The following is a 13,128-nucleotide window of genomic DNA, read 5'->3' as shown; positions in this document are numbered from 1 at the left end:
GTTCCTCGCTAGATTGCATGGCGGCCGGGGCCGCTTTTGTGTTTTTGCTCTATCAGTAATAGCCTAGCCTTGGGCCAAATGATAGGGGAGGCAGGGTGGTGACGCAGCCGGAGCGGTAAAATCGAATGTCGATATGACGGGGACTGTCATCCCCGGCGGGGCTGAAGAGGAAAATCAGGGGGTGGGCCCCCTGATTATTCCTGGTCGAGGGTGTTTTCCAGGATTTCGTTCAGGCGATCTTCCGCCTCCCTGGACGCTTCTTCTATCGCCTGCTGGAATTCCTCTTTTTGCTGCTCGAGGGCTTCCGGTGACGGCGTCGTTTCCCGGGCGGCATTTTCATCCAGCACCGGCTCGGGCTGGGAGGCGGCCTTCTCCATCACCTGGTCGATATTGTCGCCGATATCGTCGGTCGGGCCTTTCTCTTCGCAGCCGACGATACCGACCAGAACTGCCAGCAAGGCGGCCGGAATAAACTTTTGCATTGGCGAGGCTCCTTAAAACCTGTCAGGGCCCACAGGGGCACGATAAAAAACAGGGCACCTATTATGGTGCCCATGGCGGATTTTTCAATATGCGGTGGTGGCGGTTACTTGCGCCGCCAGCGGGTGCCCTCCGGGCCGTCTTCCAGCACTATGCCCATGGCGTTGAGCTGGTCGCGGGCGGCGTCGGCGGCGGCCCAGTCCTTGCTCTGGCGCGCATCCAGGCGGGCCTGGATCAGGCGCTCGATGTCGGCCACCTCGTCGTCGGCGCCGGCATCGCCGCGCAAAAAGGCCTCGGGATCCTGGGTCAGCAGGCCCAGCACCCCGGCCAGCTCCCGCAGGCGGGCGGCGAGATGGGCGGCGGCCTCGTCGTCCTTGCCCTTCTGGCGGTTGATTTCCCGAGCCAGATCAAACAGCACCGAATAGGCCTCGGGAGTGTTGAAGTCGTCGTCCATGGCGGCATTGAAGCGCGCCACAAAGTCCTCGCCGCCGGCGGCGGGCGCCTCGGGCAGATCCCTGAGTGCCGTATAGAGCCGCTCCAGGGCGGTGCGGGCCTGCTTCAGGTTTTCGTCGGAATAGTTGAGCTGGCTGCGGTAGTGACCCGACAGCAAAAAGTAGCGAATGGTCTCGCCGTCGTAATGGCCGAGCACGTCGCGAATGGTGAAGAAGTTGCCCAGGGATTTGGACATCTTCTCTTCATCCACCATCACCATGCCCGAGTGCATCCAGGTGTTGACGTAGGGGCTGTGGTTGGCGCAGCAGCTCTGGGCGATTTCGTTTTCATGGTGGGGGAACTGCAGGTCCGAGCCGCCGCCGTGAATGTCGAAATGCTTGCCCAGGTGCTTGCCGTTCATGGCCGAGCACTCGATGTGCCAGCCCGGACGGCCCGGGCCCCAGGGGGACTCCCAGCTCGGCTCGCCGGGCTTGGACTGTTTCCACAGCACGAAATCGAGGGGGTTGCGCTTGCTCTGCTCCACTTCCACCCGGGCGCCGGCCTGCAGCTGCTCCAGGTTCTGGCCCGAGAGCCGGCCGTAGTCGGCAAAGCTGTTCACCTCGAACAGCACGTCGCCGTTGTCCGCCACATAGGCGTGGCCGTCTTTTATCAGGGTTTTGACCATGGCAATGATTTCGGGAATATGGCCGGTGGCCTTGGGCTCGATATCGGGCCGGGCGATATTGAGGGCATCAAAGTCCTTGTACATATCGGCGGTCAGGCGCTCGGTGAGCGCGTCGCAGCTTTCGCCATTTTCCGCCGCCCGCTTGATGATCTTGTCGTCAATGTCGGTGATGTTGCGCACAAAGGTCAGATCATAACCGGCATAGCGCAGGTAGCGGGTGACCACATCAAAGGCCACAAAGGTCCGGCCATGGCCGATATGACAGAGATCGTAAATGGTCACACCACACACATACATGCCGACCTTGCCGGGCACCAGGGGTTTGAATTCTTCTTTTTGTCGGGTCAGGGAGTTGTAGATTTTCAGCATGATTAGGGTCTTGGTGGTGGTGAGTGGTTAGGAACGTCAGCGCTTATTGAACCGTTAATGGCCACGCGGTGCAAGCACAAAGCCCGGCGGCGGGGCGGGAGCCGCCGGGTAAGGGAAAATCGCAACAAGGATCAGGCTACATCATCGCCGTCGGGCGGCCGTTTGGTGCCGGTGAACATGGATTTGATCAGGTTTTCCCGGTGGCGCAGGCCGGTGAAGATGACCCCGGCAATGTGCAGCCCCGCCAGCCCCAGCAGGGCATTGGCGATAAACTCGTGCACGTCTTCCAGCCAGTCACCACCGGCATCGGTGACATACAGCCAGCCGCTCAGGGTGAGCAGGCTCAGGCCGGCCAGCAGGGCCAGCACCATGGCCGCGCCCGCCGGGTTATGGCCGAGATAGCGCTTTTCCCGGCGGTGGCAAACCTCGTTGAGGTAACCCAGCGTGGCCGCCGGCGGGCGCACGAACTGGCGAAAGCGGGCATAACGGGAGCCCACCAGCCCCCACACCAGCCGAAAGGCAATCAGCCCCATCACGCCGTAGCCCGCCACTTCGTGTACCGACTGCCATTCGTCGGCGGTCAGCCAGGCGGTGGCAAAGGCCGCCACCAGTGACCAGTGAAACAGCCTGATCAGGGGGTCCCATACCTTTATGGTTGTCATTGCATGCTCTCCTTAAGGTGGCGGCCGGGAATGGCCGGTCAGCTGTTACTGTAAGGGGGCAAACTTAAGGCTACATTAAGCGCCGTGACGGTGATTTAATAATGCGCTTGCGCCAACACGGGCCCGGTTCGCTGTTCCCCGAATCAAAGAAGGAGAGTAAATGCGCATTCTGGTGGTGGAAGACAATCCGGATATCCTGGTGAATATTGTCGATTACCTGTCACTCAAGGGCTGCACCGTGGATGCCTTGCACAGCGGGACGGCGGCGCTGGCCCTGCTGGCCCGCCAGGAATTCGATCTGCTGGTGCTGGATCTTGGCCTGCCGGGACTCGATGGCATTGAGTTGTGCCGTCGGTTGCGGGCCGGGCTGAATCCGCTGCCGGTATTGATGCTGACCGCCCGGGACACCCTGGACGACAAGTTGGCCGGGTTCGAGGTGGGTGCCGACGATTACCTGGTCAAGCCCTTCGCCCTGCCGGAGCTGTGGTCGCGCATTCAGGCCGTGCTCAAGCGCAGCCGGCAGCAACGGGTGCGCCGGTTGACGGTGGCCGATCTTGTCCTGGATCTGGATACCCTCAAGGTCAGCCGCCAGGGGCGGGACATCAGTCTCAACCCCAAATGCCTTAAATTGCTGGAAGTGCTGATGAAACACTCGCCCAATGTGGTTAGCCGGGCCACCCTGGCGAGCGAATTGTGGGCCGACGATCCTCCCGACAGCGACGGCCTCAAGTCCCATATCTACCTGTTGCGCAGCGCCATCGACAAGCCCTTTGACCGGCCGCTCATTCACACCGTGCACGGCCAGGGCTACCGTCTGGTTGGCGACGATCATGCGCCTGACCATTAATGCCCGTCTGCAGTGGGTGCTTAACCTGTTGATCGTAAGCTTAAGCCTGATGGCGTCGGCGGCCATTGTGTTGCTGGTGTTCTGGTTTGAGCGCACGCTGTTTTACAACCATTTGCACAGCGATCTGCTCGATCAGGTGCGGGCCCATGCCAGCCTGCAGCAGCCGCTGGTGTTGCCGATGACCGACACCACCTATTACAAGGTGCCCTCTGGGCAGCAGGCGCTGCTGCCGCCCCGGTTTCGGGATTACCCGGAAGGGGGGCACGAAGTGCTGCTGGGGGACGGTGCCTACAACCTGTTCGTGCATTATCAGGATGGCTGGGAACACGTGCTGGTGCAGGATCAGAGCGAATTCGAACGTTACGAGCTGCTGGTGTTCAGCGGCATGACAGTTGGCGTGCTGGGTGTATGGGCCCTCGGCTTCTGGCTGTCGCGCCGGCTCAGCCGGCAGATATTGCAGCCGGTGTCGCAACTGGCGAAAGAGGTGTCCCGGCTGCGCCAGCAGTCCGGCGCCCGCCTGCATGGCGTTTACCCCGATGACGAAGTGGGCTTGCTGGCGCGTGCCTTTGAGGAGTACGCCGACCGGGTGCAGGAGCTGCTGACCCGGGAACAGCAGTTTTCCGCCAACGCCAGCCACGAGCTGCGCACACCCATGATGGTGATCCGCGGTGCCCTGGATATGCTGCGGGAAACCGGCAGCGGCTCGGTGCCGGAGCAGCGCCAACTGGCGCGCATGGAATCGGCACTGGACGATATGCAGCGCCAGGTCGAGCTGTTTTTACAATTGTCGCGGGCCCCCGAGGCGGCGGCCGGCCACGATACTGCCGTCCCCTTGAGACAGCTGGCGGCCCGGTATATCGAAATCTGGCAGGGCCAGGCCCGGGCCCGGGGCTTGACCCTGACTCTGAGCGCCGGGGAGGGGGACGGGCCTTTGGTGCCGGCCACCCTGGCCGGGGCGGTGATCAACAACCTGTTGCGCAATGCCCTGGCCCATACCACCGAAGGCGGCATCGAGCTGTGCCTGGGGCCGGACTGGCTGGCGGTGTGCGACAGTGGCGAGGGTATTGAGCCCGGTGTGCTGGCCCGGGTGCGGGAGCGGGGCATCAGTGGCGGCGGTGGCTTTGGCCTGGGCCTGGCCATTGTGGAACGCATTTGCGAACACCAGGGCTGGCAGTTAAGCCTGGCGGCCAACCGGCCCAAGGGTACGCGCGTACGTATCGGGTTTTGACCTTTTTTTCACTTCCCCCTGATTAACCTTGATAGCAGTTTCGCCGCTGCCGGCCTTGAGCCGTGAATGCGGCTTATTCTGTTTTCGAGGCTGATCATGGGTGTGTCTTTTCAACCGGGTATTTCGTCCCGCCGGCTGGTGTTGCTGCTGGCGTTGTACTTCTTTTTTGTGCTCAACCTGCCGCTCACCGCCAAGCTTGCCAGCATACTGGAAAACCTGGACGGCGTTAGCGTTGGCTTTGTGTTGTCCATTCCGGTGTTTTTTGTGGCGGCGCTCAACCTGCTGTTTACCCTGGTGGCGGTGAAGCACCTGGAAAAGGGTATTTTTATTGTGCTGTTGCTGCTGTCATCCTCGGTCAGCTACGCCATGTTCCAGTATGGGGTGGTGTTCGACCAGGACATGATGGCCAATATCATGCAGACCCACCAGGGGGAGGCCAAATCCTATCTGAACGGTGCCTCCCTGCTGTGGTTTGCGCTCACCGGCGTGGTGCCGGCCCTGCTGGTGGCCCGGGCGCGCATTCGCCATGACGGCTGGGTCAAGGATCTGCTGTGGAAGAGCCTGTCGGTACTCGGCTCTCTGGCTGCCATCGCGCTGATCGCCCTGTTTTACTACAAGGATTATGCCTCGGTCGGGCGTAACAACAGCTACCTTAGGCAGCTGATCATTCCCACCTATTTTCTGTCCAGCGCCAGCGGTTATGTTAATCAGACCTACCTGAAGGAAGAGCTGCCCTGGCGCGCCCTGGGTGAAGACGCCAAAGTCGATCGGCCCCGTCACAACGGCAAGCCCAACCTGCTGGTGCTGATGGTAGGGGAAACCGCCAGGGGGATGAACTTCGAGCTCAACGGCTATCCGCGTGACACCAATGCCTTTACCCGCGATCAGGGCGTGGTGTCATTCCAGTCGGTCAGCTCCTGCGGCACCGCCACCGCGGTGTCGGTGCCCTGCATGTTCTCGCGCCAGTCCAAGTCGGACTATGACGCCGAACGCAGCGAGCGCCAGGACAACCTGGTGGACGTACTGGACCACGCCGGGCTCGACATTACCTGGTTCGAGAACGACGGCGGCTGCAAGGGAGTCTGTGATCGGGTGCCCACCCAGTCGTTTCGTCCCGAAGACGGCGGCCCGCTGTGTGATGGCGACTACTGCCAGGACGGCGTGATGTTGGCGCCACTGCGTCAGGCGCTGGAGCGGCCCGGTCAGCAGGACCGAGTGCTGGTGTTGCACATGGTGGGCAGCCATGGCCCCACCTATTTCAAGCGTTATCCGGCCGAGTTCGCCCACTTCACGCCCGATTGTCAGCGCAGCGACATTCAGAACTGCAGTGCCCGGGAGCTGGTGAACACCTACGACAATACGATTTATTACAGTGATTACATCATCAGCCAGGTGCTTGAGGCGCTGAAGCAGCACCAGGACCAGTGGAATACCGGCCTGGTGTACCTGTCCGATCACGGTGAATCCCTGGGAGAAAACGGGCTCTATCTGCACGGCTTGCCTTATGCGTTGGCACCCGAACAGCAGACTCATGTGCCGCTGTTGATGTGGTTGTCCGCCGGCCTGGGCGATGAAAACGGCCTCGATAACCGCTGCCTGCAACGGCAGGCAAAAGAGGGCCGTTTCTCTCACGATAACCTGTTTGACTCGGTACTGGGGTTGATGGGGGTGAATACCAGCCAATACCAGTCCAAGCTGGATTTGTTGGCGCCTTGCCGGACTGGCTGAGGTGAAGTCGGGTTTTGACCTTTTTTTCACCCCAGTGTCCTTAGCATGGGCGCTTTAACCTGACTGGCACGGTGAGCATGACAATACTCAAACAACGGTTGGGCCCGCTGTGGCCCTTTTTCTGTTTTCTGGTGCTGAACCTGGCACTGCTTAGTTTCAGCCGGTTGGGGCTGGCGCTGTGGCAGGGCGACAGGGTGACCAGTGCCGATGGCTGGGGCCCTGTGCTGCTGCAGGGGCTGCGGGTGGATGTGTCGACCCTGTGCTGGCTGTTCGGTGTGCCGGCGGTATTCACCCTGCTGCTGGCCGGTAAACACGGCCCGGGCCGGGCCTGGATGTGGCTGATGCGCTTGTGGCTGACCGCAGGCACCGGCCTGTTGCTGTTGCTGGAGCTGGCCACGCCGGCCTTTATCAACACCTATGATCTGCGCCCCAACCGGTTGTTTATCGAATATCTCATTTACCCGAAAGAAGTGTTCGGCATGCTGTTGCAGGGCCACTTGCTGGCACTGGTGCTGGTGAGCGTGTTGGTGCCGGTGGCCCTGTGGGCTTGCTGGCGCTGGTCGGGCCGGTTGTGCCGTGACTTAACCATGCCGGCCTGGTACTGGCGGCCGGTGCTGGCGCTGCTGATCCTGGCGCTGGGTCTGCTGGGCGGCCGCTCCACCCTGGGGCACCGTGGGCTGAACCCGGCACTGGTGGCCTTTTCCACCGATCCCCTGGTCAATGGACTGGTGCTCAATTCCGCCTACTCGGTGGGCTTTGCAGCGAAACAACTGGGCAAGGAGGAAAGCGCCGCTTCCCTGTATGGCCGCATGGAGCAGCAGCAGTTGCTGGATACCCTGCGCCAGGCTCAGGGACGCCCCGAGCATGAGTACCTGTCGTCGGAGCTGCCGACCCTCACCCGCAACACCGCCAGTTACCAGGGTAAGCCGAAAAACCTGGTGATCATTCTGGAAGAAAGCCTGGGCGCCCAGTTTGTCGGCACTCTTGGGGGGCGGCCGCTGACCCCGGAATTTGACCGGTTGGCACAGCAGGGCTGGCTGTTTGAGCAGCTGTATGCCACCGGTACCCGCTCGGTACGGGGGATTGAGGCGGTGATCACCGGCTTTACGCCCACGCCGTCCCGGGCCGTGGTCAAGCTCGACAAGAGCCAGACCGGTTTTTTCACCCTAGCACAACTGCTGCGCGAGCGGGGCTATCACACCCAGTTCATCTATGGCGGTGAAAGTCATTTCGACAACATGGCCAGTTTCTTTTTGGGTAATGGCTTTGAGCATATCGTCGATCAGCGGGATTTCGAGTCGCCGGTGTTCGAGGGCTCCTGGGGAGTCAGCGACGAGGATCTGTTCGTACGCGCCGACCAGGAGTTTGAGCAACTGCACCAGGACGGCAAGCCCTTCTTCAGCCTGGTGTTCAGCTCCAGTAATCACGATCCCTTTGAGTTTCCCGATGATCGTATCGAGCTGTATGAACAACCAAAGCAGACCCGCAATAATGCCGCCAAATATGCCGATTACGCCTTGGGCCGCTTCTTCGAGCTGGCGCAAAAGTCGGACTACTGGCAGGACACCCTGTTTCTGGTGGTGGCGGATCATGACTCGCGCACCTATGGCCCCGAGCTGGTGCCGGTGCCACACTTTCGTGTTCCGGCCCTGCTGCTGGGCGAAGGCATTGCTCCCCGGCGCGACGGCCGCCTGGTGAGCCAGATTGATTTGCCGCCGACCCTGCTGTCGCTGGCCGGTATCGACAGCGATAACCCCATGCTGGGGCGGGATCTGACTCGCTATTCCCCCAACCGGGCCCTGATGCAGTTCGATCAGAATTTCGCCTTACTGAAAGGAAGCGACATGGTGGTCTTACAACCGGAGCAGGACGCCCTCGGTTTTCAATATGACGCCGGACAGCAGGCGCTCACCACGGCGCCGGTGGATGCCGGTCTGGCCCAACAGGCTCAGGCTTATGCCTTGTGGGGCAGCCTGGCCTATCAACAGGGGCTGTACCGGCTGCCGGACGAGAGCGCGAACGTGGCCCTGAATAAGGAGCTGTCTGATGAAACCCGGTGATACTGGCATAGTGCGCGTGGTGCGCGCCTTTGGTTACTCCCGCCAGGGGCTGGCCAGCGCCTGGCGGGGTGAGGCCGCCTTTCGGCAGGAATGCTGGCTGGCACTGGTGCTGGTACCGGTGGCGCTGATCTGGAACCCGGGGCTGGTCCCGACCCTGCTGCTGATTGCCAGCCTGCTGCTGGTGCTGATCGTGGAGCTGCTCAACTCGGCCATCGAAGCGGTGGTGGATCGTATTGGCCATGAGTACCATGAACTGGCCGGTCGCGCCAAGGACATCGGCTCGGCGGCGGTGCTGGTAACCCTGGCACTGGCGGCCTTGGTGTGGCTGGGCGTTTTTCTGGGGCAGTAGGCAAGCGGCCCGGCTGTCAGTTTTATCGTCATACAGGCCTGGTGCAGCCGAGGCGGGGGTTCGCTAACGCCCCGGCTTGCGCTAAACTCAGCGGCTGAACCCACACTTGGACATACAATAATGGTCACACTGCACACCACCTACGGCGACATCACCCTGAACCTCTTTGCCGACAAGGCCCCGGACACCGTGGCCAACTTTCTGCAATACTGCCTCGACGGCCACTACGACAACACCCTGTTCCACCGGGTGATTGACGGCTTCATGATCCAGGGCGGCGGTTACGGCCCCGGTTTCGAAGAAAAGGAAACCCGCGCCGCCATCAAGAACGAAGCCGATAACGGCCTCGGCAACAAGGTGGGCACCATCGCCATGGCCCGCACCATGGAGCCCCATTCCGCCACCGCCCAGTTCTTTATCAACGTCAACGACAACGACTTCCTCAACTTCAAGTCGGCCACCACCCAGGGCTACGGCTACTGCGTGTTCGGCGAAGTGAGCGAAGGCATGGACGTGGTCAACAAGATCAAGGGCGTGGCCACCGGCACCCGCGGCTACATGCACCAGGATGTACCGGTGGACGACGTGCTGATCACCGGCGTGACCGTCAGCGAATAAGGCCGCTCGGCGATGGCCTTGCAATGCCCGCCCCGGCGGGCATTGTTGTGTTTGGAACCGGATGTTACCCGATGCCCCATACCCTGTTTATTGCCGATCTGCACCTGAGTGCCGGCCGGCCCGACATCACCGCCGCCTTCCTGCGCTTTATGGCGGAGGAGGCGGTGCATGCCGAGGCGCTCTATGTGCTGGGCGATCTGTTTGAATTCTGGATTGGCGACGACGAGCCGAGTCCGCTCCACCGGCAGGTGGCGGCGGCTTTCCGTGCCTGCAGCGAGCGGGGCACGCCCGTCTACTTTATCCACGGCAACCGGGACTTTATGGTGGGCCGCCGCTTTGCCGCCGAGGCGGGCATGACGCTGCTGCCCGAGCGCCGGGTGATCGACCTGTACGGCGAACCCACCCTTATCATGCACGGCGACACCTTGTGCACCGACGACGCCGGTTACCAGCGCTATCGCCGCATTACCCGCTGGCGCTGGCTGCAGTGGCTGTTCCTGCGCCTGCCGCTGCGCCGCCGTATCGCCATCGCCGAGGGCATCCGCGGCAGGAGCGCCCAGTCCAAGCAGGACAAGATGATGCAGGTGATGGACGTGAACCAGGCCGAGGTGGAGCGGCAGATGAACGCGGCGGGCGTACGGCGGCTGATCCACGGCCATACCCACAGGCCCGCCATCCACGACTTTACCCTGGCGGGCCGGCCCGCCCGCCGCATCGTGCTCGGCGACTGGTACACCCAGGGCAGCGTGCTGGCGGTCGGCCCCCGGGGAATGGAATTGCAGAGCAGGGCCTTCGAGGATCAATCATGAAACCAGGCAAGACGGGATTGTCCCGCATCATCTCCGCCGGCGGCTATTCGCTGCAGGGCCTGAAGAGCGCCTACCGGAACGAGGCGGCCTTTCGCCAGGAATGCTGGCTGGTGGCGGTATTGCTGCCCCTGGCTGTCTGGTGGGAGGTAGGGCTGGTGGCCAGGGTACTGCTTGTCGGCAGCCTGGTGCTGGTGCTGGTGGTCGAACTGCTCAACTCGGCGGTGGAAGCGGTGGTGGATCGCATCGGCCCCGAGCACCACGAACTGGCCGGCCGCGCCAAGGACATGGGCTCGGCCGCCGTGCTGCTGACCCTGCTGCTGGCGGCCCTGACCTGGATACTGGTATTGCTCGACTACCTCGCCTGAAGCCACTTTTTTGGGGAGGCCGTTCAAGCAAATAAAACGGTCGGCCCCAATAATTCAATACGCAGTTTGCAGTAATTTGCTATTCGGAACCGCTATTTATTGTTTTTACTATTTTCCAGGCTTGCAATAAAATTGGGCGGCTTGCTGGTAATGCTCCTATCAAAATTATTAATGCGTTCATTTTTTAAACAAAAGAGACGGTGATAATGAGAAAAACAACATTAGTGTGTGCCACCCTGCTCTCCGCCACCCTGATCAGCGGTTGTGCAACAGAGTCTTCCCGCTCGCTGGCGGTAGAAAAAGTCAATTCATATGGCAGTCAGTACCAGGGGGTTCGCAGTCCCATTTCCGTTGGTAAATTTGAAAACCGCTCCAGTTTCCAGCGCGGTATTTTTTCGGACGGAGTTGATCGGCTGGGCAATCAGGCAACCACCATATTGGTCACACATTTGCAGCAGAGCAACCGTTTCAATGTGCTGGACAGGACCAATATGCAGGAGATAAAAGCCGAGGCCGGCATTAAAGGAGAGGCGCAGGCGTTAAAGGGGGCTGATTATGTCGTTACTGGGGATGTCACCGAGTTTGGCCGCAAGGCGGTCGGTGATCATCAGCTGTTCGGTATCTTGGGACGGGGCAAATCACAGATTGCCTATGCCAAGGTCAACCTGAACGTGGTGAATGTGCAGACCTCGGAGGTGGTTTTTTCTTCCCAGGGGGCTGGCGAGTACAGCCTGTCCAACCGCGAGGTCATCGGCTTTGGCGGTACCGCCGGCTATGACTCAACCCTGAACGGCAAGGTACTGGATCTGGCCATTCGTGAAGCGGTGAATAATTTGGTGGCCGGTATCGATCAGGGTGCCTGGAACCCCGTGCGCTAACCAGCAGGAAGATAAAATGCACAATAAACGCTATACCTTTTCGTTGTTCACGGCAGCAGTTTTGCTTGCCGGCTGTTCCGGGCCGACTACGTTGTATCAGTGGGATGCTTATCAGCCGTCGGTTTATCAATATTACCAAGTGGATAACAACAACTTGGATGAGCAGGCCGCCCAACTGGAAGAGAGCATTGAAAAAGCGCGGGCGGCTGATCGCCGGGTAGCACCCGGTTTGCATGCCCACCTGGGATTGCTTTATGCCCATAGTGGGAGAGAGCAGCAGGCACTAGAGCAGTTTGCGACAGAGAAACGTTTGTTTCCCGAGTCGGCGGTGTTTATGGATTTTTTACTTAAACAGAATAAGGACACCCTGCAATGAAACGGACACTGTATCCACTCCTGTTGCTTGTTGCAGTGACACTGGTGGGCTGTGCTACGCCTGAGGCCTACGACTATAGCGCCTTCAAGGAGTCCAAACCCAAGTCCATATTGGTGTTGCCGCCGACAAACCAGTCGCCTGACGTCAAGGCCAGCTACAGCATGCTATCCCAGGTAACCTATCCATTGGCGGAATCCGGCTATTACGTTTTCCCTGTCGCGGTGGTGGATGAAACCTTCCGGCAGAACGGCCTGACCGATCCGGAAGACATCCATAACGTTCCCCTGGACAAACTGCATCAGATTTTTGGTGCCGATGCCGTGCTGTATATCGATGTCGAGGATTACGGCACCAGTTATATGATCATCAGCAGCGACACCCGGGTTACAGCCAGTGCCCGCCTGGTCGACCTTAGAACGGGGCGGCAACTCTGGTCCGGCAAGGCGACCGCTTCCAGCAGCGAGCAGAACTCCAACTCAGGTGGCCTGATCGGAATGATGGTGCAGGCGGTGATCGAGCAGATTGCTAATACCCTGACCGACAAAGGACACCAGATCTCCGGTATCACCAGCGCCCGCCTGCTGTCGGCGGGAGTGCCCAACGGCATTCTCTACGGACCCCGCTCTCCGCATTTTGCCCAGTAAATCAGTGGAATGTCACGGCCGTACCCAACATCGGGTACGGTCGGTTATTTCCAGGTAGCCCTTTTCCTTCAACGCTGTTGTTTAACCGTGGTCATCTTCGCGAAGGCGGAGATCCATGACAGTTTGTGCTGGACTCCCGCCTTCGCGGGAGTGACAGGGAGTGGTAGGCACGGCTTCAGCCGTGTGGCGGGCGCTTGTTAAGCAGGCCGAAGGCAACACCTTCGGCCATTCTTCCTAGCTCACTTCTGCCGGCTGTGCTTGCCGATACCGTAATCCTTGAGCTTGTTGGCGATGGCGGTGTGGGAGATATTGAGCCGCCTGGCCAACTGGCGGGTGGAGGGGTATTCCGGGTAGAGCCGTTCCAGAAGTATCCGCTCGAAACCTTTCACCGCCTCTTCCAGCGAGCCTTCGCACAGGGCGTCCAGCCCCTGCAGGCCGTTCTGCTCCGGCAACGACAGCTGGGCCAGATCCAGTTCGTCCCCCTCCAGCAGGCTGATGGCCCGGTACAGGCTGTGCCTGAGCTGGCGCACGTTGCCCGGCCAGGCGTAATGCTGCAGATAGTCGGCCAGGGCGGGGGACGTGACTCGTATCCACATCT

15 protein-coding genes are annotated in these 13,128 nt (G+C 60.6%); 11 read left to right on the top strand and 4 right to left on the bottom strand.

Going from position 1 to position 13,128, the window contains the following annotated elements; all coding sequences use genetic code 11:
* Positions 1–194: 194 nt before the first annotated feature.
* The 3 genes from CGX12_RS09830 to CGX12_RS09820 all read right to left on the bottom strand — a co-directional run bounded on the left by CGX12_RS09830 (position 195) and on the right by CGX12_RS09820 (position 2,628).
* The gene (locus tag CGX12_RS09830) at positions 195–482 is read right to left on the bottom strand and encodes a hypothetical protein (protein ID WP_094039711.1); all 288 of its coding nucleotides are present in this window, start codon (positions 480–482) and stop codon (positions 195–197) included.
* Positions 483–586: 104 nt separating this feature from the next.
* The gene (cysS, locus tag CGX12_RS09825) at positions 587–1,966 is read right to left on the bottom strand and encodes a cysteine--tRNA ligase (RefSeq protein ID WP_094039710.1); all 1,380 of its coding nucleotides are present in this window, start codon (positions 1,964–1,966) and stop codon (positions 587–589) included.
* Positions 1,967–2,097: 131 nt separating this feature from the next.
* Positions 2,098–2,628: a cytochrome b/b6 domain-containing protein gene (locus CGX12_RS09820; protein WP_094039709.1), complete on the bottom strand. Its 531-nt coding sequence runs from the start codon at positions 2,626–2,628 to the stop codon at positions 2,098–2,100.
* A gap of 160 nt (positions 2,629–2,788) precedes the next feature.
* On the opposite strand from CGX12_RS09820, the gene CGX12_RS09815 reads away from it, so the two are divergent.
* The 11 genes from CGX12_RS09815 to CGX12_RS09765 all read left to right on the top strand — a co-directional run bounded on the left by CGX12_RS09815 (position 2,789) and on the right by CGX12_RS09765 (position 12,530).
* Entirely contained in the window at positions 2,789–3,475 is a 687-nt protein-coding gene (locus CGX12_RS09815) for a response regulator transcription factor (RefSeq protein ID WP_094039708.1), read from the top strand.
* Positions 3,459–4,703 carry a sensor histidine kinase gene (locus CGX12_RS09810; protein WP_094039707.1) on the top strand — a complete coding sequence of 415 codons (1,245 nt, stop codon included), beginning with the start codon at positions 3,459–3,461 and terminating at the stop codon, positions 4,701–4,703. Before CGX12_RS09815 ends, CGX12_RS09810 begins: the two co-directional genes overlap by 17 nt.
* 102 nt (positions 4,704–4,805) lie before the next feature.
* Positions 4,806–6,431 carry a phosphoethanolamine transferase gene (locus CGX12_RS09805; protein WP_254918255.1) on the top strand — a complete coding sequence of 542 codons (1,626 nt, stop codon included), beginning with the start codon at positions 4,806–4,808 and terminating at the stop codon, positions 6,429–6,431.
* 77 nt (positions 6,432–6,508) lie between these two features.
* A complete protein-coding gene (locus CGX12_RS09800; RefSeq protein ID WP_094039706.1) occupies positions 6,509–8,491 on the top strand; it encodes an LTA synthase family protein in 1,983 nt (660 codons plus the stop codon).
* Positions 8,475–8,840, top strand: a complete 366-nt coding sequence (locus CGX12_RS09795) for a diacylglycerol kinase (protein ID WP_438273034.1) — start codon at positions 8,475–8,477, stop codon at positions 8,838–8,840. The genes CGX12_RS09800 and CGX12_RS09795 overlap by 17 nt, the downstream gene beginning before the upstream one ends.
* Positions 8,841–8,960: 120 nt before the next feature.
* A complete protein-coding gene (locus CGX12_RS09790; protein ID WP_094039704.1) occupies positions 8,961–9,458 on the top strand; it encodes a peptidylprolyl isomerase in 498 nt (165 codons plus the stop codon).
* Positions 9,459–9,529: 71 nt separating this feature from the next.
* The gene (gene lpxH / locus CGX12_RS09785) at positions 9,530–10,267 is read left to right on the top strand and encodes a UDP-2,3-diacylglucosamine diphosphatase (RefSeq protein ID WP_094039703.1); all 738 of its coding nucleotides are present in this window, start codon (positions 9,530–9,532) and stop codon (positions 10,265–10,267) included.
* Complete coding sequence (locus CGX12_RS09780) at positions 10,261–10,632, top strand: diacylglycerol kinase (protein WP_269769035.1); 372 nt, start codon at positions 10,261–10,263, stop codon at positions 10,630–10,632. The genes lpxH and CGX12_RS09780 overlap by 7 nt, the downstream gene beginning before the upstream one ends.
* A gap of 206 nt (positions 10,633–10,838) precedes the next feature.
* Complete coding sequence (locus CGX12_RS09775) at positions 10,839–11,510, top strand: CsgG/HfaB family protein (RefSeq protein WP_094039701.1); 672 nt, start codon at positions 10,839–10,841, stop codon at positions 11,508–11,510.
* A gap of 16 nt (positions 11,511–11,526) precedes the next feature.
* The gene (locus CGX12_RS09770) at positions 11,527–11,886 is read left to right on the top strand and encodes a DUF4810 domain-containing protein (RefSeq protein WP_094039700.1); all 360 of its coding nucleotides are present in this window, start codon (positions 11,527–11,529) and stop codon (positions 11,884–11,886) included.
* Complete coding sequence (locus CGX12_RS09765; protein ID WP_094039699.1) at positions 11,883–12,530, top strand: DUF799 domain-containing protein; 648 nt, start codon at positions 11,883–11,885, stop codon at positions 12,528–12,530. The genes CGX12_RS09770 and CGX12_RS09765 overlap by 4 nt, the downstream gene beginning before the upstream one ends.
* 239 nt (positions 12,531–12,769) lie before the next feature.
* Here CGX12_RS09765 and CGX12_RS09760 read toward each other — a convergent pair.
* The coding region (locus CGX12_RS09760) for a TyrR/PhhR family helix-turn-helix DNA-binding protein (RefSeq protein ID WP_368073551.1) at positions 12,770–13,128 on the bottom strand (359 nt) is incomplete at its 5' end.

The organism is Zobellella denitrificans (genome assembly GCF_002237365.1).
In the GTDB taxonomy this organism is placed as follows: domain Bacteria; phylum Pseudomonadota; class Gammaproteobacteria; order Enterobacterales; family Aeromonadaceae; genus Oceanimonas; species Oceanimonas denitrificans.
This window is presented reverse-complemented; position numbering and strand designations above follow the sequence as displayed.